This is a genomic window from Desulfomicrobium salsuginis, from assembly GCF_054657795.1.
In genome coordinates this window covers 1,847,232-1,871,662 of the sequence record NZ_BAAHYA010000002.1, presented here as the reverse complement: position 1 = coordinate 1,871,662, position 24,431 = coordinate 1,847,232, and the positions used below count along the sequence as shown (strand labels likewise).

Below are 24,431 nucleotides of genomic sequence, written 5' to 3'. Positions count from 1 at the left end.
CGGTCATCACCGCTCCACACCCCGTTCCTTGAGCAATGCGTAGAGCCGAGGCCGGGACAGGCCGGATAGCCGGCAGGCGACGGCGATCTGGCCCTTGCTGATGAGCATGAGGTTCTTGAGATACCACGTCTCCAGCTCGGCCAGGTGCTTTTCGCGGTAGGTGCGCAGGTCGGGGAAGTCGTCCGGGCTGGTCATGGGCGGGGTTCTCTCCTCCAGGGGCGGGAGGTCGGCGACCTGCAGCCGGGCCACGCTGGCGCGGATGTTCCGCGACAGGTGCTGGGGGTAGAGGATGGGTTCGCTGCCTGCTCGCAGCACGGCCTGGTCGATGGCGTTGGACAATTCGCGAATGTTGCCCGGCCATGTGTACTGCATGAGGGTGTCCAGGAAATCCGGGGACGAACCCTTGTTGTCGATGCCCTGGCGCTGGCAGGCGCGGCGGATGAAGTGGCAGACGAGGTCGTTCATGTCGTCCAGCAGGTCGCGCAGTGGGGAGAGCTCCAGGCGGATGCCGCGCAGGCGGTAGTAGAGGTCGCGGCGGAACGTCTCGGAGCGGACCATGGCTTCCAAATCGCGGTTGGTGGCTGCGACCAGCCTGAAATTGCTGGTCACCTCCTGCGCTCCGCCTACGGGCCGGAAGCTGCGGCCTTCGAGCACGCGCAGGAAGACCTTCTGCACCGAAAGGGGCAGTTCGCCAACCTCGTCGAGGAACAGGGTGCCGCCGTCCGCCTGCCTGATCAGGCCCACGGATCGGCTTTCGGCGCTGGTGAAGGCGCCGCGCTCGTGGCCGAAGAGCATGCTCTCCACCAGCGTGTCGGGCAGCGCGGCGCAGTCGACGACGACGAAGGGCTTCCCTGCCCGGCCGCTGTTGGCGTGGATGGCCCGGGCGAAGAGCTCCTTGCCCGTGCCCGTCTCGCCGGTGATGAGCACGCTGACGTCCGAGGCCGCGGCTTCGGCCACGATGTCCAGACAGGAGTTGAGGAGCCGGCTGTTGCCGATGATGCCTTCGCGGCGCAGGGACACGGGGGCGCTCTTGGCCGGCCGTTCGCGGTGGTACTCCAGGGCCCGCTCCACGAGGACCATGAGGCGCGGCATGTTGACGGGCTTGGGCATGAAGTTCCACGCGCCGCCGCGGATGGCGGCTTCGGCGGCGTCCGGGTCGCGGCTGCTGGAAAGGACGATGATCTCCGGGCGCGACGGGATCTCGCGCAGCGTGGACAGGTATTCCAGGGTGTTCCTGTCCCCGGCCTCCTCGCCCAACAGGACCAGCCGGAAATCCCCCACATGGAGCATGGCCAGGCCCCTGGAGAGGTTCGCGCTGTAGGAGGCGTGCAGGCTCCGCTTGGAGAGATCGGTCATCAGATCCTGGCCCAGATCCCTGTCCGCGTCGATGATGAGGATGTTGCTCATGGGCTGTTCCTGTCGGTTTGTCTTGCGAGGCGAGACGGTTGTCTCGTCCCGGCTCGCCCTTTCAAGGTGAGGGTGACGGATTGCCTGTTGGCGTGGATAGACTCGTAGGACGATATGACTCTCTCATACATGTGTCGTGTGTCTCGTCAAGCAAGACATTTATTTTTCTTCGAGATGAATGACACGCGTCACTCTCCATGTCTTCTCCTGTTTTGAATCATATATTTCTATCTATCATGGCTTGCTGGAATACTAAAATGGATTTGGCATGCTTTATGACATAGGGACGATGTGAGAGAGCAGCAGTGTGGTGGGAAAGAGTTCTTTAACAGATATATATGCTTGATATGACATAGAATTAACGTGGTTCAGGAAAGGTGAATGCGTTTTCCTTTCCGGGTGAGCGGTCCGTGACCCCGGGGTCGGCTGGGCCCCTGACGGGAGGAAATGAGGATGAAACGCAAGTGGGACGCAAGGACCAAGGCGCGGATCGTGCTTCAAGGACTCATGGGCGGCTGCGTGAACGAGATCTGCCGCTGCCATGAGTTGCGGCCGGGGCTGTATTACAAGTGGCGCAACCATTTTCTGGAGAACTGCCACATCGTGTTCGAGGAGCAGCCGCGTCCGCCGAGCCAGTCGGATCTTGCCGTGGAGAACGAGAAACTCAAGCGGCTGGTGGGCGAGTTGACCCTGGAACTGAACAACGGCGGAAGCCACAGGTGATCGCGGGACAAGGGGGATGACATGGCCAGAAAGATCGGAGTGTACGTCTGTCATTGCGGGTCGAACATCGCGGGCAGGGTCGACTGCCCGGAGGTGGCCCGGTTCGCCGGGGGCCTGAAGAACGTGGCCGTCGCGCGCGACTATCAGTTCATGTGTTCCGACCCCGGGCAGGACATGATCATCCGGGATATCCGCGAGCACGGGCTGGACCGGGTGGTGGTCGCCTCCTGTTCGCCCCGCCTGCACGAAAAGACATTTCAGAAGGCCTGCGCCCGGGCCGGTCTCAACCCCTACCTCATGCAGCACTGCTGCATCCGCGAGCACTGCTCCTGGGTGACCCCCGACAAGGGCGAGGCCACCCTCAAGGCCAAGCACATCGTCGAGGCCGCGGTGCTGCGCGTCGGGCGGCACCAGGAGCTGCACTCCCGCGAGGTCGAGGTCCTGCCCGACGTCATGGTCGTGGGCGCGGGCATCGCCGGCATTCAGGCTGCCCTCGACATCGCCAAGTCCGGGCACCGCGTCATTCTGGTCGAGAAATCGCCCTCCATCGGCGGCCACATGGCCCAGTTCGACAAGACCTTCCCGACTCTGGACTGCGCGGCCTGCATCTCCACGCCGAAGATGGTCGCCGTGGCCCAGGAGCCCAACATTGAGCTCCTGACCTGGACCGAGGTCGAGGAGGTCTCGGGCTTCGTCGGCAACTACACCGTCACCGTCCGCCGCAAGGCCCGCTACGTGCGTGAGGACATCTGCACGGGCTGCGGCGCGTGCCTCGAAAAGTGCCCGACCAAGGTCGTCAGCGAGTTCGAGGAAGGTTTGGGCCACCGCCGGGCCATCTACCGCAACTCGCCCCAGGCCGTGCCGAGCACGCCCGTCATCGACCGCGACCACTGCAAGATGCTCACCAAGGGCAAGTGCGGCGCGTGCCAGAAGACCTGCCCCACGGGCGCCATCGACTTCACCATGCAGGACCGCCGGGAGGTCTACCACGTCGGCAGCGTGGTTCTGGCCACGGGCTACGACACCATGGACCCGACCCCCATGCGCGAGTACGGCTTCGGGCGCTTCCCCGAGGTCTACACGGCCCTGCAGTTCGAGCGCCTGAACAACGCCGTGGGCCCCACCGGCGGCAAGATCCTGATGAAGAACGGCGAGTTGCCCAAAAGTGTGGCCATCATCCACTGCGTCGGCAGCCGCGACAGGAACTACCACGAGTACTGCTCACGGACCTGCTGCATGTACGCTCTCAAGTACGACCACCTCATCAAGGATAAGGTCGGGCATGGGTGCGAAGTCTACAATTTTTACATCGACATGCGCTGTTTCGGCAAAGGGTATGAAGAATTCTATCGTCGCGTGCAGGAGGAGGGCGTGACCTTCGTGCGCGGCAGACCGTCGGAAGTGGTCCAGGAGAACGGCCGCCTCGTGGTCGTGGGCGAGGACACCCTGCTCGGCAGCCACGTGCGCGTGCCCGTGGACATGGTGGTGCTGTGCACGGCCATGGAGGCCCGCCCCGACAGTACGGACGTGGCCCGCATCTTCGGCGTGGCCCAGGGGCGCGACGGGTTCTTCCTGGAAGAGCACCCCAAGCTCGGGCCCGTGTCCACGGCCTCGGACGGCATCTATCTGGCCGGGACCTGCCAGGGGCCCAAGGACATCCCCGACGCCGTGGCCCACGCGGCAGGCGGCGCGGCCCAGGCCCTGGCCCTGGCCGCGCGCGGGGTGGTGTCCATCTCCCCGACCACTTCGTGGATCAATCCCGACGTCTGTGTCGGCTGCAAGGTCTGCATCGGACTGTGCCCGTACTCGGCCATCGAGTTCGATGAGCGGCGGCACATTGCCGTCATCAACGAGGCCATGTGCAAGGGCTGCGGCAGCTGCGCCGGGTACTGCCCGAGCGGGGCGGCCCAGGTGAAGCACTTCCGCCAGACCCAGGTTTTCAACGAAATCGACGGAATGCTCGACCCGCTGCCGGACCTGTTGATGCCGGCCGCGGACGTCTCCGCAACCACGACCCATGCCCCGGCGTGAGGAGGATCGCATGAACCAGGATTTTGAGCCCGCCATTCTGGCCTTTGTCTGCAACTGGTGCACCTACACGGCCGCCGATCTGGCCGGGACCTCGCGCATGAGCCAGCAGCCCAACGTGCGGCTGGTGCGCATGATGTGCACGGGCATGGTCGACCCCAAGTACGTCATCAAGTCGCTGCTTTCGGGGGCCGACGGGGTGCTCATCAGCGGATGCCACCCCGGCGACTGCCACTACCAGAACGGCAACTACAAGGCCCGCCGCCGGGTCAGGCTCTTGAACGAGATCCTGTCCCAGTTCGGCATAGACCGCCGCCGCGTGCGCCTGACCTGGGTCGGGGCCAGCGAAGGGCAGGAGTTCGCCGCCACCGTGAACAATTTCATCAACGACCTTCGGGAACTCGGGCCGCTCGACACGCGCGGACTGGCCGCCCTGTAGCGGGATGAGGAGGACACATCATGGCCACCACGGCAAAGATACAGATTGACGGTCAGGGGCCGGTCGTCGCCCTGCAGGGATTTTTCAAACGCTTGCTGGAGGACGAATCCCTCTCGGGCGTCATGCTGCCGGTCCATCTCTTCAAGCACGGCATGCCCATGCCGACCCTGGTCACCAGGCCCGAGCAGCTCGACCGGGCCGACCCGCTGGCGCCGGCCTTTCCCATGAACAGCGCCAAGCTCGTCTCGCGCCTGACCAGGGGGACGACGGGCGAGCGCATCGCCGTGGTCATGAGGCCATGCGAGATCAGGGCCTTCATCGAGCTGGTCAAGCTCAACCAGGGCTCCCTGGAGGAGGTCATCCTGATCGGCATGGACTGCCCAGGCGCCTTCGACAACGCCCATTACAAGAGCTTCCTGGGCGAGGCCGACGGACCGGCCGCCACGGTCGAGTTCCACACGTCCCTCGGCAACGGCGGCCTGCGCGACGGGCTGGAGCTGGCTCCGGCCTGCAAGGTCTGCGAATACCCTTCGCCCCACGGCGCGGACATGGTCATCGGCCTGCATGGCGCCGATCTGGGCCAGGCCATCCCGGTCATGGCCACCAGCGCCCGCGGCGAGGCCCTGCTCGGGGCCATGGGGCTGCCCGCGTCCGAGCCCGACGATCGGCGCGAGAAGGTCCTGGCCGCCCTGACCGCGGCCCGCCTCCAGGCCCGCGACGCCATGATGGCGCAGGTCGGTGCTCGCACGGCCACCCTCGAACAGCTGGCCGAGTACCTTTCGGGCTGCGTCAACTGCTACAACTGCCGCGTGGCCTGCCCGGTCTGCTACTGCAAGGAGTGCGTCTTCAACACCGACGTCTTCGAGCACAAGCCCTGGCAGTACCTCGGCTGGGCCAAGCGCAAGGGGAGCCTGAAGCTCCCTACGGACACGGTCTTCTACCACCTGACGCGCATGGCGCACATGAGTACGGCCTGCATCGGCTGCGGCCAGTGCTCCAACGCCTGCCCCAACGGGGTGGAGGTGGTGGAGCTCTTCCGCACGGTGGCCGCGCGCACCCAGGCCGGCTTCGACTACCTGCCGGGCCTGAGCCTGGACCAGGCTCCGCCGCTCACGGTGTTCAAGGAAGACGAATTTCAGGACACGGTCTCGCACCTGGCTTGAGCCCGAGGAGGACGCAATGAGGAAGCAATATGGCGCGCTGGTCGTCGGCGCCGGAATAGGCGGAATCCGCGCCGCCCTCGATCTGGCCGTGATGGGGCACAAGGTGGCCCTGATCGACAAGCGGCCCAGCCACGGCGGCATCCTGACCCAGCTGGACTACCAGTTTCCTTCGGATCACTGCGGCATGTGCCGCATGCTGCCGCTCATGAACCGGGACTCGGCCAGCCAGTTCTGCCTGCGCAAGGGGCTCTTCCACGAGAACATCGACCTGATGCTGAATACGGAGCTGGCTTCCCTGGAAGGCGAGCCGGGCAAGTTCTTCGTCACCCTGAACCGGCGCTCGCCCCTCATCAACCCGAACAAGTGCGTGAGCTGCGGCAAGTGCTCCGAGGTCTGCCCGGTCAAGGTCCCGAGCGAGTTCAACGCCGGGCTTACAAAGCGGTCCGCCGTGTATCTGCCCGTGCCCCACGCCATCCCCAACCACTACGTGCTCGACCTGGACAACTGCATCCGCTGCTGGAAGTGCCACGAGGCCTGCCCCACCGGGGCCATCGACCTCAAGCTCGACGAACGCGCGCGCTTCAACATCCTCGTCGCGGACGCGGACGAACAGACGCGGACCCTGATCCGGGAGAGCCTCGACCACCTGCATTTCCCGGTGCTGGAAGCCGCGGGTGGGCAGGAGGCCCTGGACCTGCTCGAAGGCGGGGCCGGCGTGGGTTATCTGCTCGTGGGCCTGAACCTCGAAGGCGTGGACGCCCAGCGCGTCATGGCCCGCGCCCGGGAACTGCGGCCCGGCCTGCCCGTGGCCGTGCTGGCCGAGGCGGGGCAGGAGGAGCAGGTCGCCGATCTGATCCGGCGCGGCGCCCGCGACACCCTCGTCAAGCCCCTCAAGGTCAAGACCTTTGTGCCCTGGCTGGACAAGCACTACATGCGCATCGTCTCCGACACGACCGAGGACCTGCAGGTCAGCGCCGTGGTGCTGGCCGGCGGGTTCGAGTGCTACCACCCGAACATGGACCCCAGTGGCGGGCGCGACGTGTGGGGCTACGGCCACCCGGCGGTGCTCACGGCCGTGGAGTTCGAGCGCCTCATGAGCGGCACGGGCCCCACGGGCGGCAAGCTCCTGCGCCCCGGCGACGGCAAGCCCGTGCGTTCCATCGCCTGGATCCAGTGCGTCGGGTCGCGCGACGTGAAGAAGAACGCCGACTTCTGCTCCTCCGTGTGCTGCATGTTCTCCATGAAGGAGGCCATGCTGGCCAAGAAGGCCACGGGCGGCGAGGTGGAGGCCACCATCTTCTACATGGACATGCGCACCTTCGGCAAAGGCTGGGACGAATACCGGCAGCGCGCCGCGGACAGTGGCGTGCGCTTCGTGCGCAGCAGGCCCCATTCGGTTCTTCCTGCCGCAGACGGCGGGGTAGTTTTGGAATGTTTCCATGAGGACGGCACGCGCAGCAGCGAGCCCTTCGACATGGCGGTGCTGGCCGTGGGCGCCAGGCCCCCGGCGGGCATGGACGCCTTCGCCGCCGCCGCCGGCATCGAGCTCAACGACTGGGGCTTCTGCCAGACCCAGCCCTATGCGCCGGAGCGTACCAGCCGCGTCGGCGTGTTCTCGGCCGGGGCCTTCGGCGAGCCCAAGGACATCTCCGAGGCCGTCATGCAGGCCGGCGCCGCGTCCGAGGCGGCGGCGCGCATCATCAAGATCTACGACGTGCTCGGCCCGGCCCCCCCGGCCCCAGAACCCGACTACCCGGACGTGTCCCGCGAGCCCGTGCGGACCATGGTCGCCGTGTGCACGTCCTGTCCGACACTGGGTAAGAGCGTGGATCTGCAGGCGCTGACGGATACCGTGGCCCGCGTGCACTCGGTGCGCGACGTGGTGCACGTCAAGCAGGCCTGCACCGAGGAGGGCTGGAAGCAGATCCGCGAGGCGGCCGCCTCGGGCCGGCCCAACCGCATCCTGCTCGGGGCGTGCATGCCTTACGCCTACATCCCGCGCCTGCGGGAGCTGGGCCGCACCGTCGGCCTCAACCCGTCCCTGATGGATGTGGTCGACGTGCACACGCCGACCTTCAACGGCCGCGACGCCGTGGACGTGGCGCGCGAGGTCTTCTCGACCCTGTCCATGGCCGTGGCCAAGCTGCAGGGCGCCGACCCGACGCCACCTGCGGTCATGGTCGACGTGAACCGCTCGGCATTGGTGGTCGGCGGCGGCCTGGCCGGCATGACGGCGGCCATGGCCATCGCCGACCAGGGCTACGGGGTCTGTCTGGTGGAGAGCGAGGAGGAACTCGGCGGCATGGCCATGCGCCTGCACACCCAGCTCGACGGCACGGACCCGCGCAAATACATGGAGGACCTGGTGGCCCAGGTCGAGAAGCACCCGCAGATCAAGGTCTTCAAGGACTCCCGCGTGGTCCTCTCGCGGGGCAGCGCCGGGCGCTTCCGTTCGGCCATCAGCGGCGACGGCGGGATCTTCCCCCTGGAGCACGGCGTGACCATCCTGGCCACGGGCGGGCACGAGGCCAAGATCTACGAGAGCGGCTTCTGCGTGCACAAGTCGGTCATGACCCACTTCGGCCTGGAGGAGAAGCTGGCCACCGGCGCCCTTGACGTCGGGGGGCTCAAGGCCGTGGCCATGATCCAGTGCTGGCGCTCCCGCGACGGGGGCGAGCGCAACTACTGCAGCCGCATCTGCTGTCCGGAGATGCTCAAGAACGTCCTGACCATGAAGGAGCGCAACCCGGACCTGCCCATCTACGTCTTCTACCGCGACATCATGGCCCAGGGCTTCCTGGAGAGCTACTACACCAAGGCGCGCAAGGCGGGGGCGATCTTCGTGCGCTACGACCTGGACAACCCGCCCAAGGTCGCCTTCGCCGACGGCAAGCCCGTCATCACGGCCCTGGACCCGGTCCTCGGGGCGCAGATCCGCGTCGAGGCGGACATCCTGTCCCTGTCGAGCGGGGTGGAGCCCAACGACGTGGAGGATCTGGTGGAGATCTTCGGCGTGGAGCTGGACCGCAACGGCTTCTTCCAGGAGGCCGACAGCAAGTGGCGGCCCGTGGAATCCATGAAGCAGGGCGTCTACCTCTGCGGCCTGGCCCACTCGCCCCGCCGCATGGCCGAGACCGTGGCCTCGGCCAAGGCCGCGGCCCAGCGGGCCATGCGCATCCTGTCCGCCGGCAAGGTGGCCAGGGAGAACGTGGTGGCCACTGTCCGCCCGTCCCTGTGCTCCCTCTGCCAGGCCTGCATCGCGGCCTGCCCCTTCGGGGCGCGCAGCGTGGACCTGGAGAACGAGGTCATCAAGGTCGACGAGATGCTCTGCCAGGGCTGCGGCGCCTGTGCGGCCGTCTGCCCCAACAGCGCCACGATTCTGACCAGTTTCCATGACGGACCCATGATGGCGGTCATCGACGCCGCCCTGGAACAACTGGCGTAAGCCAAGGGAAGGTGGACCATGAACCAGACGAAACCCCAGGCCTGGAGCCCGGACCCGGCGAGCCGGGAGATCCTCGACGAGCTGCGCGGCGAACTCGGGGCCTGCATGCAGTGCGGAACGTGCACGGCGTCATGCCCCAACGGCTTCGCCATGGACGTCACGCCCCGGCAGATGTGGCGCATGGTGCAGTTCGGGATGCTCGACCGGATCCTGGAGAGCAGGACCTTCTGGATGTGCTCGTCCTGCTACATGTGCACCCTGCGCTGCCCGCGCGGCCTCAAGCTGACCAAGGCCATGGGCGCCCTGAAGCGCCTGGCCAGGCAGCGTGGGACCTGGAAGGTGCGTAGGAACAGCGCCTTCTACGACGCCTTCATGGACAACGTGGAAAAATACGGCCGCGTGCAGGAGACGAGTCTCATGCCCGGCTATTTCCTGAAAAAGCGCGACCCGCTGCTCCCCCTGCACTACCTGCCGCTGGGGGTGCGCATGATGCGGGTCGGCAAGCTGCACGTCCCCGACGGCAGCCAGAAGGGACGCCTCAAGGCCCTGTTCGCCAAGGTGCGGGAGATGGAGGAAGAGTCATGAAGTACGCCTACTACCCCGGCTGCTCCCTGCAGGAGAGCGCCCACGAGTTCGACGTCTCCGTGCGGGCCGTGATGGACAGTCTCGGGGTCGAACTCGTCGAAATCCCGGACTGGACCTGCTGCGGGGCCAGCGCCGCCGAGCCGGTCAGCGAACTCATGAACTACGCCCTGCCGGCCCGCAATCTGGCCCTGGCCGAAAGGGAACTGGCGGGCCTGGACGTGCTGGCCCCCTGCAGCGCCTGCTATCTCAACCTGCTCAAGGTCAACCGCGAGGTCGTCGGCAACAAGGCCCTGCACGGCCGGGTCAACGAGGCCCTGGAGGCCTGCGGCCTGGCATACGGGGGCGGGGTCCGCGTGCGGCACATCCTCGACATCCTGGTCAACGACATCGGCCTGGAGGCCATCGGCGGCAAGGTCGGGCGCGACCTGCACGGCATGCGCGTGGCCCCGTACTATGGGTGCCAAATCCTGCGGCCGTACGAGGTCTTTGACGACCCGCGCAAACCCGTGACCATGGACATCGTGCTGACGGCCATGGGGGCCGAAGTTCATCCCTGGGACATGGGGGCGCGCTGCTGCGGGGCGTCGCTCATGGTCACGCATCCCGAGGTGGCCATGCATTCGGTGGAGTCCATCCTGGGCGCGGCCGAAGGGGCGGACGCCATCGCCACGGTCTGCCCCCTGTGCCAGATGAATCTCGAAGCCTATCAGCACGATGCGGCGGCGGGAGGGCACCACGTGCCTGTCCTCTACCTGACCCAGCTCATGGCCCTGGCCTTCGGCCTGGAGGAGCCGGCCGTGCTGCTGGACACGAACATGAGCCTGAACGGGAGCACGCGCGCCGGCATCAGGTCCCGGGCCTGGCGGCACGAGCCGTCGGGCGAGCCGGAGGAAACGCGAACTGAAGGAATCTGACACACAAAACAGAGGGGGTAGTTATGTTCAAGGACATCATCGTAGGCGTGACGCCCACCGGTGTGGATGCATGCGCGGTCGAGGCCGCCGTGAATTTCGCCAAGAAGTTCGAATCCAACCTGTATCTGGTGCATGTGGCCGGCATGGAGCAGGGCTGGGGCTCCATCGAGACCCTGGATGCCTCGGGCGAGACGGCCCGGCTGGAGGCGCGCATCCGCGAGATGTACGCGCCGCTGCTGGCCGCGGTGCCGAGCGCGTCGGTGCAGGTCGTGGCCGGCATCCCGCACAACGAGCTCCTGCGCCTGGCCCGCAAGAAGGACACGGACCTCGTGGTCATGGGCCCGCACACCAAGGAGTACGAGGAGAAGCGCGCCCAGATGTGGGGCATGGCCGGAAGCACCCTGGAGCGCGTCAGCCAGAAGGCCCGCTGCCCGGTCATGATCGTGCACCAGGCCGTGGAGTGCAAGGACCCGGCCTTCTGCAGCATCCTCGTGGCCACGGACTTCTCGGAGCAGTCCGAGTGCGCCGTCAGCTACGGCGGCCAGATGGCCCGGCAGTACAAGGCCGGTCTGACGGTCATGAACGTCAGCGAGACGGCCACGGATTCGCCCGATGGACGAGCCCAGATCGAGGAGCGGCTGCGCAAGGAATATGGCGACCGTCTGCAGGGCATCGAAAAGTGCGGCTTCATGGGCCGCTTCGGACGCCCGGCCATGGAGATTCTGAACATGGCCAAGCAGTTGGGGTCCGATCTGATCATCATGGCCCACCACTCCAAGGCCGATGACCCCGAGGAGGCCTTCCTCGGCTCGACGGTGGTGCAGGTCTCGGTCAACGCACCGTGTCCGACCATGAGCGTCAACCGTCACTTCGACCTGAGGTGCGGGCTCATGTACGACCAGACGGGTCAGGCGGTGCAGGTCTCGGCCACGGTTTAGGGCGCTGCGGGCGATAACGGGCAGGGCCGCGCGGGCGGCCCCGCCCCTGTCTGTCGGCGTCGCAATCATTCATCGCGGGGGATACCGGGATGCTGAACGGAAAGATTTTAGACCTTGGGCGCGGGAAAAGCGCCTTCATGCAGAAGGTGCAGGACATGCTGCCCGAAGGCGGCAACCTGAACATGTGCCTGACCTGCGGGGCGTGTTCGGCCGGATGTCCGGCCACGGGGCTGGAGGGCATGGACCCCCGCAAGTTCCTGCGCATGGCGGCCATGGGCCTCGACGAGGAGGTCACCTCCACGCCGTGGGTCTGGATGTGCACCATGTGCCAGCGCTGTATCTACGTCTGCCCCATGAAGATCGACATCCCGAGGCTCGTCTATGAGGCCAGGGCTTCCTGGCCCCGCGAGACCCGCCCCAAGGGGATCATGGGGTCCTGCGACATGGCGCTCAAAAACGAGAGCGGCAGCGCCATGGGCACCGCGCCCCAGGACTTCGCCTACGTGATCGAGGACGTTCTGTCCGAGTGCCGTGAGTCGCAGCCGGAGTTCGAGGACATGGAGGCGCCCATCGACAAGGAGGGTGCCGAATTCTTCCTCAACCAGAATTCGCGCGAGCCGGTGACCGAGCCCGACGAGCTGCTGCCCCTGTGGAAGATCCTGCATCTGGTCGGGGCCGACTGGACCTACGGTTCCAAGGGCTGGGCCGGTGAGAACTACTGCATGTTCCTGGCCGACGACCAGAGCTGGGAGCGCCTGACGCGGCAGTCGGCGCAGAAGGCGGGCGAACTGGGGTGCCGGGTCTTTCTCAATACCGAGTGAGGCCACGTCACGTACTCAGTCCGGGCCGGACTGAACAAATTCGGCATAGAGCACCGTTTCGAAGTCAAGAACATCTATGAATACTACGCCAAATGGATCAGGGAGGGGAAGCTCAAGGTCAACTCCGACTGGAACAGGGAGCTGGGCATAAAATTCACGGTTCAGGACCCCTGCCAGATCGTTCGCAAGAGCTACGGGGACGCCATCGCCGAGGACCTGCGCTTTGTCGTCAAATCCGTGGTCGGCGAGGAGAACTTCGTCGACATGGTTCCCAATCGCTCCAACAACTACTGCTGCGGCGGGGGCGGCGGGTTCCTGCAATCGGGCTTCAAGGACCAGCGTCTGGCCTACGGGCGGGTCAAGGACGAGCAGATCAAGGCCACGAAGGCGGACTACTGCATCGCAGCCTGCCATAACTGCCACGCCCAGATCCATGAGCTGAGCGAGCACTACGAAGGGCACTACGGCGTGGTGCACCTGTGGACGCTCATCTGCCTCTCGCTAGGCATCCTGGGGCCCAACGAACGCACGTATTTGGGAGACGACCTGAAGGAGGTCAATGTCTTTCACCCAGAGATTGCGGTTTAGGGGAGAACATCCGTTCAAAACGAAAGCGGCCGTTTCCCGCAGGGGAGGTGGCCGCTTTGCTGTGGAGCGGGCGCTGCTTGCTTCAGGGCCTGGCCTGGGACCAGATCATGCCGCAGAGCATGAGGGCGCAGCCGATGACGGCCTGCGTGGTCAGGATTTCGCCCAGCATCAGCCAGCCCGTCAGGGCCGCGAACACCGCTTCGAGGCTCAGGATGATGGCCGCCGGGGCCGGGCGGGCGTCGCGCTGGGCCACGACCTGCAGGGTGTAGGCCACGCCCACGCTCATGAGGCCGCCGTAGAGAATGGGGATGGCTCCGGCCCGCAGACCGGCCAGGGTGATGTCCTCGGTGGCGGCCGCCCCGGCGAAGCTGATGAGGCTGCAGGTGGCGAACTGGATGGCGGCCAGCCGGACGGCGTCCACGGTCTTGAGCCCTCTGGTCAGCCTGCCGACCAGGAGCACGTGGATGCCCCAGAAGAAGGCGGACATGAGGACCAGGGTGTCGCCTTTGTCCATGGAAAAGGACTCGGTCACGCTCAGCAGGTACATGCCGGCGATGGCCAGCCCCGCCCCGGCCCAGGTGCCCGTGCCGTAGCGCTGGCCGAGGAAGATGCCGATCAGCGGCACGAAGACGACGTAGAGCCCGGTGATGAACCCGGCCTTGCCGGCCGTTGTGTAGCACAGCCCGAACTGCTGCAGCCAGGCGCCCAGGAACAGGGCCAAGCCCATGAGGACGCCGCCTTTGAGCAGGGTGGAAAAGGGCGGCGGCGCCACGGTGCGTTTCGTGTTCAGGAAGGCGATGAGCGGCAGCAGGGCCGCCGCGCCCAGGGCGAAGCGCACGGCGTTGAAGGTCAGGGGGCCCATGTGGTCCATGCCCACGCGCTGCGCCACGAAGGCCGCGCCCCAGATCATGGCGGTCAGCAGAAGGAGGATGTTGGCGCGAGTGGTGCGGGAGTTCATGACTGGTCCTGGTTGAGGCGGCCGCAGGCGGGAATGGCCGCGGTCCAGCGGCACGCTGTACCGGCGGGGGGACCAGGGCGTCAAGGCTGGGGGGGCAGGGGATGGGGATGGACGGTATGGACTGGAATGGACGAACACGGACTGACACGGACGGCACGAACAGATAAGCCCACCGCAACTTCAAGGGCCCGTGTTTGTCCGTGTTCGTCCACACCGTCCATATCGTCCATTCTAGTCCTTTCTAGTTCACTCTCCCCCTCACTTCCTTTTCCAGGCCCCGCCCGCGTCCTGGACCCAGAAGCCGGCGGGCTCCTTCTCGGCAATCTGGGCCGCCCGGGCCTGGCCTACGAAGTCGGGGGTGGTTTTCTGGCGTTGGGCGATGGCCTTGTACACTGCCGCGCGGTCGGCGTTTTCGGCCTGCACGACGTCGGCATTGGGCTTCTGTCCGCCCCGGAACTCAAGGAATCCCTTGTTGTTCTCGCCGAGAAGGCCCTGGGCCTTGAGTTCGGTGATGACGGGCAGGCGGGCCTTCATGCGGTCCTTGATGTCGTCGGCCAGCCCGGCCTGGGCCAGCAGGAGGACGGTCAGCGCCGCCAGGATCGTCGCGATGAGGAATTTCGGTGTGCGCATGGTCTCTCCGTCAGTTGTTCGTGTTGAGTTTTTCCTCGGCCTTGTCGATGTCGCCGAAGAAATCTTCCAGGTCCTTCTGGACCCGCACGTTCACGTCGATGGTGATGTGGATGGGTTTGACCTCCACGGGTGCCATCTGCACCTCGTGGCGGGTGCTGCAGGCGCCCTGCAGGAGGAGCATGGCGGCCAGGGCCAAAAGTGGGGTTCGCACGTCAACCTCCGTTGTTGATCAGTTCCAGGATCTGTCTGTACTGCAAGAGCTGGTCCAGGGGGAGCCGGAAATTCACGTCCAGCCGGATGCCCTGGAACACCGAGCCGGGGGAGCTGGCCGAGACCCGGGCAAAGCCCCCGAATTCGCGGTCATAGACGAAGGGCAGGGGTTTTTCCGGCTTGCCGTCGAGCTGCAGCGAGACGACGAGCTCGCCGTCCACGGTGTTCATGTTCACCTTGGCCCATTCGTACCCGAAATCCTTCAGGGCCTCGGACGCCAGGTCCAACTGGCCGTACTGCGGCGTGCCCGGCGGCACCCCGGCGGTCAGGATTTCCGTGCCCTCGATGCGCAGTACCCCCTTTTCGCCGGGAGTGGAATAGAGGAAGCCGTTGTCGAAGGTCAGCCTCCCCCCGGCCCAGCGCACGGGGATGCGCCCGTTGGCCGTGCCACCGCCGCTGGCCCGGGTCATGCCGAGTTGCCCCAAAGCCTTGGGCAGTTCCACCCGGTCGCAGTACATCTCCACGGTGTAGTCCTCAACGCCGGGGTTGAGGCGGAAGGCCTGGGTGCCGATGCGGCCGCCCGCCCAGCGGAAGCTGCACCCTTCCACCAGGATGCTGTGCGGGGCCTCGACCTGGTAGCGGACGTCGCCCTTTTCCAGAATGATCTCGCCGAGCTGAAGGCGTTCGAAGGTCAGGCGCTGGTCAGGGTCCGAGCGCATGGTCAGCGCGTCGGAGAAGGCGACGGCCAGGGCCCCGCCGCTCAACGCCGCCTTGGCCTTGCCGTGGGTCAGCGCGATGCCCGTGAGCTTCAGGGCAGCCGGGATGGCCGCGGTTCCGCGCTCCAGATCGAGCCTGGCCGAGGCCTGCAGCCGGGCGCTGCCCCCCAGGGTCGTCAGGGCCGGGACGAAGCGGGGCAGGTCGCCCGGCAGGGTCACGGTCTGGTCGGCCTTGGCCTCCAGCCACGACGCACGGGGGTTGGCCAGGTCCGCACGGCCCTTGAGGGAGGCCCGCACGGCCAGCGGCGGCACGGACAGGGTCCCTTCGAGGGCCAGTCCGTGAAGGTTTTGCGCGATGCGGGATGAAATTTTTGCCACGGACCTCTTCTTCAGACCGAGGTCCACGGACAGGCTGCCGGCCTCCGTCGCCGGGTCCGGCCAGGCCAGGGGCAGGCGCAGGGCCATGGTGGCGGTCGCGTCGCCGCTTCCGGCCGCGAGGCCCACGGAGATGCTGCCGGCCAGCGTCGGCTCCGGGCCGAAAGCAAAGGTGCAGGCGCCCTCCAGGCGTGTCGTGTTCAGGGTCAGGCTCGGGCGCCGGGCCTCAAGGCGTCCTCCGGACAAGGACAGGTTGCCGGTCAGCCCCTCGGCGTCGGCCGTTGCGTTGCAGACCAGTCCGAGCCCCGACAGGCTGCCCTTGATGTCGCCGCGCGCCGCTTGCAACTTTCCAAGATCGAGGCTGGCGTCGATGCGCGTTGCGCCTGCGGATGACGACACGGCCAGGTCCACGGTGCACGCTTCAACGGTCGCCTTGAGGTCCGGGGCGTTCTCCGGCGCGGCCTGGACGGGGTCCAGCCGCCCCCTGGAACGCAGGTCCCAGCCGTGTGGCGTGCGCCGGGCCGAGGTGGTTCCGGCCAGCCGCAGGGGCGACGCGAGGCGCAGTCCGGGCACGGCGGCCAGGGTCGCCTCCCAGCCGCAGTCCAGGGCGCCGGCCTCCGGATTCATGTTGATGTCGCTGATTGTGAGGACCAGCGGCAGCGGCGCGCGCAGGCGAACGGGGTCGAGCGTGATGCCTACTGCTTCGCGCCAGTCGAGGCGCAAGGACGTTCCGCCGTCCTGGGTGATGGGGGATTGGCCCGGCACGGCCTGAACCGAACGCAGGTCGAGGCGGGCCTGCGCCTGCGGGGGGCCTTCGGGAGGCAGGGCCGCCTCGGCCAGGGCTTCGAGGGTCCCGCTCACGGGGAGATCGCGCAGCCCGGGAACCAGGCTGGCCAGCGCCGCCAGGGACGCCGGGGGGAGGGAGCAGGTCAGGCGGACATCCCCACGGGCGAGATCGGCCCGGACGGTGAGACGCAGCGTCTGCCCGGCCAGTTCGGTGCGCGCCTCCAGGACCGCGAGTCCGTCCTGGCCCAGGCTGCCTTCCAGGTTGACGGGAAGGCGAAGGTCCGTGGCCTGACCGTCGAGTTCCACGACCCCGTCCACGGAAAGCGCGTCGATCTGCGGCAGGAAGGACGGGCCGGACCCGGCCGCTGCGGCGGCGCGGGGAAGGCCGCGCACAACCCACACGCCGTCCTTTTCCGTAATCGTGACGCGCAGCCCCATGACCCGTACCGTGTCGGCGCGGCCCCTTGCGAGGCCGGACAGGCTCCAGTCCGCCTGCACGGCCGAGGCTTCGAGGCCTGCGTCCGGTCCCAGGGAGATGGTCCCCAGGTCGAGCCCCGACAGGCCGACGCGGCGGATGTCGACGGCGAGGCCGGGAACTCCCAGCCTTTCGGCGGCCACGGGCAGGAGCAGCCCCTCGGCCAGCCGTGGGAGCGCGGCCCAGAGGACGACAAGCAGCACGGCCGCGACCCCCGCGAGAAGGCACAGCGCCGCCGCTATCCGGCGCAGAGGGCGGGTCGGTCGGGGCCGGGTCTCGTTTCGGGCTGGATCCGTCGTCATGGCGCCCGTCTACCAGAGCGCAGCGCAAAGGCAAAGCCCGGCGGCCAACGGGAGGGGCGTGCCGGGAAAATATGTGCCAAGCGAGTCTCTCCTCTGGACAGAGATCTCGTGAAGATATATATGGGAATCAAAGACGAGTGGATCAACCTCAACGGAGGGAAGACCATTGGGCCATACAGAAGAGTCTGAGGCGTGAAGGGAGCGAAAGGGCAGGCCTAGAGGCGGGAGAAGAAGTCCGACAGCCCAGGCGATCCAGACGGTGAGACCGTCACCAACGCTCCGCAGGTTAGGAAGGTTCACCTACCGAATTTACCGGAAACAGACAGAACTTACAGAGTACGACAAACACATACGTTCACGCACAACGCCCCGCTTCGAGCCGAAGCGGGGCGTATTTTTTTGTGCGCCCGGCAGGGCGCAGCACCACCGTCCGCATTGGAGCTAGAGAACGGACAGCTCCATCTTTCCCCACACCCCTATCCTGCCCTCGCACTGCGCGAAGGCCCCGTCCAGGCCGATGCCCTCCCAGGCCCGGGCCATGTCCAGGACCCTGTCCATGGCTTCGGCCCCCTTCAGGGCGTTGGCCAGGGCCGTGGCCGCGGCGTCGGCCAGGGCCGCGTCGCGGGAGCGCGTGACCACGAGGTCCGCCTTCCCGAAGCTCAGGGAGTGGCCGATGGTGGCCGATGAGGCGCAGAAGGAGCAGGGGAATTCCTCGGCCGGGACCTGCACGCACACGCGCATGTCCTCCTCGGGCATGGTCAGGATGCCGATGTGCCGGTCGCGTGTGGAAAACAGGTAGGTGTCGCCGCCGTTCTCGATGAGCAGGTCCGGCGATTCCCGGCAGAACTTTTCGGCGACCATCTGGGCCACGGTCCCGGCCACGGCGGCCATGGGGCCGACGCCCGTCAGTTCGCCGGCCCGGCACATGCGGCGGACGATCTCCGGGGCGCCGGGCGCCGCATGCAGGGGCGTCAGGGACGGCAGGAACTCGGGGTGGATGGCCGCGTAGGTCCGGATCTGCCCGCGCAGAAGGCGCACGTGGTCGGCCATGGGGACAGAGAGGTCTTCGCGGGCTGCAACCCAGAGGTCCGTTTCCTCGATGACGATCTGAAAGCTCGCGAGGTCCGGCCGCTGGTCCGCGCGGTAGGCGCGAAACGGCGAGCGGTGGACGCGGGGCCCGGTCATGCCGCCGGACCGGCGCCGCACCCGGAGAGCAGGGCTTCGGCCTGTTCCCGCGGCATGGGCTTGCCGAGCAGATAGCCCTGGGCCAAGTCGCAGCCCAGGGCCTGCAGGGTGGTCAACTGCTCCGGAGTCTCCACGCCTTCGGCCACGATGCGCAGCTCCAGGATCTTGCCCAGGCCGATGATGGCCTTGATGATCTCCAGGTTGTTGGGGTTTTCGAGCATGGTCTGCACGAAGGAGCGGTCGATCTTGAGGATGTCGATGGGCAGGCGTTGCAGGTAGGACAGGGAGGAGTAGCCCGTGCCGAAGTCGTCCATGGCCACCTGAAATCCCATCTTCTGCAGCCTCTCCAACCTGGCCGTGGCGATCTCGGGGTTTTCCATGACCGCCGTCTCGGTGATCTCGAGTTTGATGTGTCTGGCGTCGAGGCCCGTCTCGAGCAACAGTTCCGCCAGCATGGGGATGAGCGACGGCTGGAGGAGGTCGCGGGGGGAAAGGTTCAGGGAGAGGCTCACCTCCAACCCGTCGAAGCGCTCATGCCACTGCGCCAGCGTTCTGCAGCCGTGGTTGAGGACCCAGGTGCCCACGTCGGTGATCAGACCGGCCTCCTCGGCCACGTGGATGAAGGCCCCGGGGGCCAGGGTCCCGCGCTCGGGGTGGTTCCAGCGCAGCAAGCCCTCGAAGCCGCTCAGGCGGTTCTCGGCCATGTCGAAGATGGGCTGGAAATAGAGTTCGAACTCGTCCTCGGCCAGGGCCTGGCGGAGGTCGTTCTCCAGTTGGACCGTACGCACCACATGCTCGTACATGCTCTTGCTGAAGACCTTGAACTGGTTTTTTCCCAGCTCCTTGGAGCGGTACATGCTGATGTCCGCGTCGCGCAACAGGTCGTTGGGCGAGGTGTAGCGCCCCGTCTGCAGCACGACGCCGACCGAGGCGCTGACCTGGATCTCGTGGTCCTGGATGTTCATGGGCTGGCGGATGGCCTGCAACAGGCGGCGGGTGATGCCGATGGCCTCCTGGTTGCTCTGGAAGTCTTCGAGCAGCACCGCGAACTCGTCGCCGCCCATGCGGGCCACGGTGTCCATGCTGCGCAGGCAGGCCGTCAGGCGCTTGGCCACCTCCTGCAGGAGATGGTCGCCGGCCTGGTGGCCGAGGGTGTCGTTGACGCGCTTGAAGCTGTCCAGGTCGATCATCAGCACGGCGAAGCGGTATTCCGAGTTGCGGCGCTGGCGCGTCATGGCCCGGTTCAGGCGCTCCAGGAAGAGGATGCGGTTGGGCAGTTCCGTCAGGTTGTCGCGCAGGGCCTGCTGGGTCAGCTGCGCCTCGTAGCGCTTGCGCTCGGAGATGTCGCCGAAGATGAAGAAGGCGCCGGAGATGGCCCCGTCCAGGACGTAGGGGTAGCCGAGCATGGACACGGGAATGGCGCGGCCGTCCTTGGTCCTGCGTGTGGTCTCGGTGCTGACGGGCGTTCCGTTCAGGACCGCCGAGAGGAAGGTGAAGCTCTCCTCCAGGCTGTCGGGGGGCAGCAGGACCTCGAAAAGGGAATGCAGGTCGTCCCGGGTGAACCCGAAAAGGCTGGTGAAGCTCGGGTTCAGGTCCATGGGCGCGCCGTCCTTGCCCAGGAGCAGGATGCCCTGGGGGGAGTTGTCGAAGAGCTGCCTGAAGAGGCTCTTCTGGATGTCCAGCCTGCGCTCCGCCTCCTTGCGCATGGAAATGTCGTGCACCGAACCCTCCAGATGCATGATGGACCCGTCGCGGCGCCTGACCGTCCTGATGTTCAGGGAAATCCAGATCCGGCTTCCGTCGACCTTCTCGGTGCCTGTCTCGAAATTCTGCACCGTGTCCTGCTCCAGGACCTGGCTGAGCAATCTGACGCGGTCGTCCGAGTTCAGGGCCTGCTGCAGGAACCCTTCGGCGCGGGCCATGAGTTCGTCGACGCTGTCGTGTCCGAAAATCCGCGCCATGGCCGGGTTGGCGCTGAGCAGATCGTGGTCCAGGGAGATCTGGAAGATGCCCTCGGTGGCGTTCTCGAAGATGGAACGGTGCTTCTTTTCGCTTTCGCGCAGGGCCTTTTCCGTGGCGTTGCGGGAGATGGCCATGGCCAGATGGTCCGCCGCCGAGGTGAGCACCGGCGCATCCTGGGCCGAAAAGCGGAGGCTGTCCTCGACGATCTGGACGACCACGGAACCCAGGACCTGTTCTCCGTAGCGCAGCGGGGCCGCGAACCAGCTGATGAGCTCCGTCGCGTCCAGGGTCTCTTCGTCGGGGATGGTGGTCAGGCGGCCCGCAGACGATAGCCTGGCTTCCGTCGCGAGGCCCGAGAGGATCTTGAGCGTGCCGGGCCTGGCCTGGCTCTGGTGCTGGAAAAAGGGATAGGTCTGGACGGCCCCGTTTTCCACCAGCAACGACACGTACATGATCCTGGCCCCGAGATGGTCGGAGAGGATGCCGAAAACGCGGGCGAAGAGTTCCTCGTCGGCCATGGGCGTGCTGGCGGCGGTGGAGATCAGGTACAGAACCTGCGTGGTCAGTTCCGTCCTCTTGCGTTCGGTGATGTCGCGGATGGTCTGGATGGCGCCGACGATGTTTCCCTCGCGGTCGAGGAGCGGCGTGGCCTTGGCCCAGACAAAGGCTCCCCTGCCGCCATACAGCTCCGGGACATGGATTTCCGTGGCCAGGCCTTCGGACGTGCTCCCTTCGTGCCGGTACATGGGATAGTCCCGGCTGGGGTCCTTGCCGATGAAGTCCAGGAGGATGGGGCGGGGCCGTCCGTAGAAGGGGACTGCGTATGCGTACTCGGATTTGCCGAGAATCTGCTCCTTGGGCAGGCCCGTCATGGTCTCGATGGCCCTGTTCCAGGCGATGACGCGGTGCTCCACATCGACCACCAGGGTGGGGTCGGGCAGGAACTCGATGATGTGGTCCAGGCGCTGCTGCGCGCCGCGCAGGGCCTCTTCGGCCAGGACGCGGTCGGAGATTTCGCGGATGAGGATGAGAATGATGTCGCGTTCGAGATTGGCGAAGCGGGCTTCGTAATACCGGGTCCGGCCGCCGGACTGCAGGGCGTACTCGGTCTGGTGGAGCGATGTGTGCTCCATCGTGCGCAGAGCCTTGGAGAATGCGTCCGCGTCGGCCACTTCGGGGATCTCGGTCACCTTTTTTTTGAACAGGGCGACCCGTTCCAGACCGAAAAGGGGCCATACTCCGCCCCGGCATTCCTTGATCACACCGTCGCGCGTGACCCACAGGAAGACGTCGGGCAGGGCCATGAACACGGCGCGCATGAGGGCGTTGCGTTGCACGAGTTCCGCGGAGCTGATCTCCAGGGACCTGTCCAGAATCTCCCGCTCGTCGTCGAAATGGCCATAGGCCTCGTCCACGAGGCGCACGAAGGCCCCGATGTCCGCAGGCATGTCGGCCGCGTTGAGGCGGGCCCGCTTGAGCTGTCGTTGGAGGAGACGGTGCATGTCTAGCAGATCTCCTGGAGGACGGTGACCATCATGGACTGGTTGTGCAGGCAGCAGGGCTCCCCCTCGATCCCTCGGGCGATTTCCCCGTAGGAATAAAAGCCGGTCAGGGTCGTTTCGGGGCCCAGGGCCTCGGCCACCGCCTCGATTTCCTCCTCCGTGAACTGCTTGAGGAGCATCTTGCGCCCGACGCAGCTGACCAGAATCGCCAAGGCCTTGCCTTCGCCCGGTCGGGCTGCCTTGCCGGCCTCCTCCGCGCCGTCGAGCAGATTGTCGATACTGCCGCGCATGAGGCGCACCGTGCTGCCCAGCGGGACGTCGCCGCCGAAGAAGAGAGCCTTGCGCTCCCGGTCGAGGCCCAGAATGGTGCGCACCACCCACACGGAGCTGCCGACCTCGCGCAGGTTCAGGGGAAAGAGGTGGCCGCTGGCCGGGAGGTTCTTGGCATGCTTGCCGAGGTAGCGTTCATAGAGGTCCAGGGCCGACTCGCCGTCGATTTCCAGCAGCGCGTTGCCGTGCGAGGCCGTGACGAGCCTTTCGGGCCCGAAAGGCACCCACCCTCCGCGCGTCCCCTGGCTCACGCGCAGCCTGTCCCCGTAGAAGCCGATGCAGATGACTCCGCCCGAAAAGATGTCGCAGCCGTGCAGCAGGGTCGTGCGTTCGAAGCGCTCGCCGTCGCCGGCCAGCCCGCCGGTCACGCCGACATGGGACGGCAGCGCCTCGGCCAGCCCGGCCGCGAGGGCGCATCCGTTGATGGTCAGGGCGTCGGACAGGACAAAGACATGGACCAGCCCCTCGTTGTTCAGGGCGGCGCCGAGGTGGCGGCCGAGCGCGCGGTTGTCGGGATGATCGGCCGCCATGGCCGAAACGGTTTCGAAGCGGGTGTGCTCGAACGTGACGAGCGTGGCGTTGAGGGCGTTCTCGAAGAGCTGGCCGCCCTGGATGACCCCGCCGGTGGAGCATCCCACGATGACCGGTTCGCCGCATGATTCACGCAGCATTCGCGCCGCGTTACGCACTCCCTGCTCGTCCAGGTCGGACCAGAAGACAAGGGCGAGGGGCCGCTCGCGTGGCGTTTCGGCCGAGGGGCACGTGATCCGGCCCCCGGCGCTGTTCATGTGGAGTTGGTTGATCTTCATGACGTTCGTCCGGGTTGCGCAGGGCCTAGTCGTTCCATCTGGTGCGGATGGTCCGGATGCGCGCGGTGTTCCTGAAAAAGGCTTCGACCACCTGTGGGTCGAAATGGGTGCCTGAACTTTCCCTGATGATCTCCAGGCATTTCTCCTCGGGGAAGGCTTTCTTGTAGGGTCGCTCGCTGGCCAGGGCGTCGTAGGTGTCGACCACGGCCACGATGCGCGCCTCCAGGGGGATGGCTTCGCCGGCCAGACCGAAGGGGTAGCCGGTGCCGTCCCAGCGCTCGTGGTGCAGCAGGGCCAGCATGCGGGCCAGATCGAGGAGTTCGTTGCCTTCCGGGTCTTTGGCCGCCCAGTTTTCGCAGCTGGCGTGAGCCTCCGCCGTGCTCGTCAGGGGGCCCAGGATTTCGCAGCCGAACATGCAGTGCTGTTGCATGACCTTCCATTCCGCAGGGTCGAGCTTGCCCGGCTTGAGCAGCACTTCGTCGGGCACCCCGATCTTGCCGATGTCGTGCAGGGGCGCGCAGTCGCGCAGGTTGGCGCACTGCTCGTCGCCAAGGCCCAGGGCCTCGGCCAGGACGGCCGCGATCTCCCCGACGCGGATGACGTGGTGCCCGGTCTCGTTGTCCTTGTACTCGGCCGCCCGGCTCAGGCGGTGCATGATCTGCCGGCGCGTGCGCTCCAGTTCGGCCGTGCGCTGCCGCACGAGTTCCTCGAGGTTGGTCTGGTACTCCCTGTTTTCCCTGAGGAGCCTGGCCTTTTCCATGACCTTGCCGAGGGTGTGTTCCAAGATGCTGAAATTGTGCAGGGGCTTGGTCAGAAAGTCCCAGGCCCCGAGACGCACGGCCTGCAGGGCGTCGTCGACCACGCCCACGCCCGAGAGCACGACGATGGGCAGCTCCGGGGCCTCTACCCTGGCCTGGCGCAGGAAACCGTAGCCGTCGAGAACCGGCATGTTCAGGTCCACGATGACCGCGGCCAGATCCTGCAGGTTCGCGCGCATGACCGCGAGCCCGTCGAGTCCGTTGCCCGCGTCCAGGGCATCGTATCCCAGGTCTTCAAGATAGGCGCACAGGGAGCGGCGCAGGCCTTCTTCGTCGTCGATGACCAGGATGTTCATACGCATTCCCACCCATATGGCATACA

General features: G+C 66.5%; 18 protein-coding genes. 9 read left to right on the top strand and 9 right to left on the bottom strand.

The window, feature by feature from the left end; genetic code table 11:
• Positions 1 to 6 precede the first annotated feature (6 nt).
• The gene (locus ACYQ3G_RS15440; RefSeq protein WP_459827118.1) at positions 7 to 1,407 is read right to left on the bottom strand and encodes a sigma-54-dependent transcriptional regulator; all 1,401 of its coding nucleotides are present in this window, start codon (positions 1,405 to 1,407) and stop codon (positions 7 to 9) included.
• 453 nt (positions 1,408 to 1,860) lie between these two features.
• Here ACYQ3G_RS15440 and ACYQ3G_RS15435 point away from each other — a divergent pair, with 453 nt between their 5' ends.
• The 9 genes from ACYQ3G_RS15435 to ACYQ3G_RS15395 all read left to right on the top strand — a co-directional run bounded on the left by ACYQ3G_RS15435 (position 1,861) and on the right by ACYQ3G_RS15395 (position 13,051).
• A complete protein-coding gene (locus tag ACYQ3G_RS15435; RefSeq protein WP_459827115.1) occupies positions 1,861 to 2,130 on the top strand; it encodes a transposase in 270 nt (89 codons plus the stop codon).
• Between the two features lie 21 nt (positions 2,131 to 2,151).
• Positions 2,152 to 4,161: an FAD-dependent oxidoreductase gene (locus ACYQ3G_RS15430; RefSeq protein WP_459827112.1), complete on the top strand. Its 2,010-nt coding sequence runs from the start codon at positions 2,152 to 2,154 to the stop codon at positions 4,159 to 4,161.
• 10 nt (positions 4,162 to 4,171) lie between these two features.
• Positions 4,172 to 4,597: a hydrogenase iron-sulfur subunit gene (locus ACYQ3G_RS15425; protein ID WP_028578040.1), complete on the top strand. Its 426-nt coding sequence runs from the start codon at positions 4,172 to 4,174 to the stop codon at positions 4,595 to 4,597.
• Positions 4,598 to 4,617: 20 nt separating this feature from the next.
• Positions 4,618 to 5,760 (top strand): 4Fe-4S dicluster domain-containing protein, encoded by a 1,143-nt coding sequence (locus ACYQ3G_RS15420; RefSeq protein ID WP_459827108.1) that lies wholly within the window; start codon positions 4,618 to 4,620, stop codon positions 5,758 to 5,760.
• A gap of 16 nt (positions 5,761 to 5,776) precedes the next feature.
• On the top strand, positions 5,777 to 9,205 hold the full coding sequence (locus ACYQ3G_RS15415; protein ID WP_459827106.1) for a 4Fe-4S binding protein: 3,429 nt from the start codon (positions 5,777 to 5,779) through the stop codon (positions 9,203 to 9,205).
• 18 nt (positions 9,206 to 9,223) lie between these two features.
• Positions 9,224 to 9,790 carry a 4Fe-4S dicluster domain-containing protein gene (locus ACYQ3G_RS15410; protein ID WP_028578043.1) on the top strand — a complete coding sequence of 189 codons (567 nt, stop codon included), beginning with the start codon at positions 9,224 to 9,226 and terminating at the stop codon, positions 9,788 to 9,790.
• A complete protein-coding gene (locus tag ACYQ3G_RS15405) occupies positions 9,787 to 10,704 on the top strand; it encodes a CoB--CoM heterodisulfide reductase iron-sulfur subunit B family protein (protein WP_459827103.1) in 918 nt (305 codons plus the stop codon). Before ACYQ3G_RS15410 ends, ACYQ3G_RS15405 begins: the two co-directional genes overlap by 4 nt.
• Before the next feature lie 23 nt (positions 10,705 to 10,727).
• On the top strand, positions 10,728 to 11,642 hold the full coding sequence (locus ACYQ3G_RS15400) for a universal stress protein (RefSeq protein ID WP_459827101.1): 915 nt from the start codon (positions 10,728 to 10,730) through the stop codon (positions 11,640 to 11,642).
• 89 nt (positions 11,643 to 11,731) lie between these two features.
• The gene (locus ACYQ3G_RS15395; RefSeq protein WP_459827099.1) at positions 11,732 to 13,051 is read left to right on the top strand and encodes a (Fe-S)-binding protein; all 1,320 of its coding nucleotides are present in this window, start codon (positions 11,732 to 11,734) and stop codon (positions 13,049 to 13,051) included.
• 82 nt (positions 13,052 to 13,133) lie between these two features.
• Here the strand turns inward: ACYQ3G_RS15395 and ACYQ3G_RS15390 are convergent, their stop codons facing one another.
• The 8 genes from ACYQ3G_RS15390 to ACYQ3G_RS15355 form a co-directional block, all read right to left on the bottom strand.
• A complete protein-coding gene (locus tag ACYQ3G_RS15390; protein WP_459827097.1) occupies positions 13,134 to 14,009 on the bottom strand; it encodes a DMT family transporter in 876 nt (291 codons plus the stop codon).
• Between the two features lie 258 nt (positions 14,010 to 14,267).
• Positions 14,268 to 14,639, bottom strand: coding sequence for a YdbL family probable chaperone protein (locus ACYQ3G_RS15385; protein WP_459827095.1), 372 nt, complete (start codon positions 14,637 to 14,639; stop codon positions 14,268 to 14,270).
• 10 nt (positions 14,640 to 14,649) lie between these two features.
• Positions 14,650 to 14,850: a YnbE family lipoprotein gene (locus tag ACYQ3G_RS15380; RefSeq protein ID WP_043775889.1), complete on the bottom strand. Its 201-nt coding sequence runs from the start codon at positions 14,848 to 14,850 to the stop codon at positions 14,650 to 14,652.
• A 1-nt stretch (position 14,851) separates the two neighbouring features.
• Positions 14,852 to 17,503 carry a hypothetical protein gene (locus ACYQ3G_RS15375; RefSeq protein ID WP_459827093.1) on the bottom strand — a complete coding sequence of 884 codons (2,652 nt, stop codon included), beginning with the start codon at positions 17,501 to 17,503 and terminating at the stop codon, positions 14,852 to 14,854.
• Positions 17,504 to 17,944: 441 nt separating this feature from the next.
• The gene (locus tag ACYQ3G_RS15370) at positions 17,945 to 18,688 is read right to left on the bottom strand and encodes a UPF0280 family protein (protein ID WP_459827091.1); all 744 of its coding nucleotides are present in this window, start codon (positions 18,686 to 18,688) and stop codon (positions 17,945 to 17,947) included.
• Complete coding sequence (locus tag ACYQ3G_RS15365) at positions 18,685 to 22,152, bottom strand: EAL domain-containing protein (protein ID WP_459827089.1); 3,468 nt, start codon at positions 22,150 to 22,152, stop codon at positions 18,685 to 18,687. The genes ACYQ3G_RS15370 and ACYQ3G_RS15365 overlap by 4 nt, the downstream gene beginning before the upstream one ends.
• 2 nt (positions 22,153 to 22,154) lie before the next feature.
• On the bottom strand, positions 22,155 to 23,291 hold the full coding sequence (locus tag ACYQ3G_RS15360; RefSeq protein WP_459827087.1) for an FIST signal transduction protein: 1,137 nt from the start codon (positions 23,289 to 23,291) through the stop codon (positions 22,155 to 22,157).
• A 25-nt stretch (positions 23,292 to 23,316) separates the two neighbouring features.
• Positions 23,317 to 24,405 (bottom strand): HD-GYP domain-containing protein, encoded by a 1,089-nt coding sequence (locus ACYQ3G_RS15355; protein WP_459827085.1) that lies wholly within the window; start codon positions 24,403 to 24,405, stop codon positions 23,317 to 23,319.
• Positions 24,406 to 24,431 lie beyond the last annotated feature (26 nt).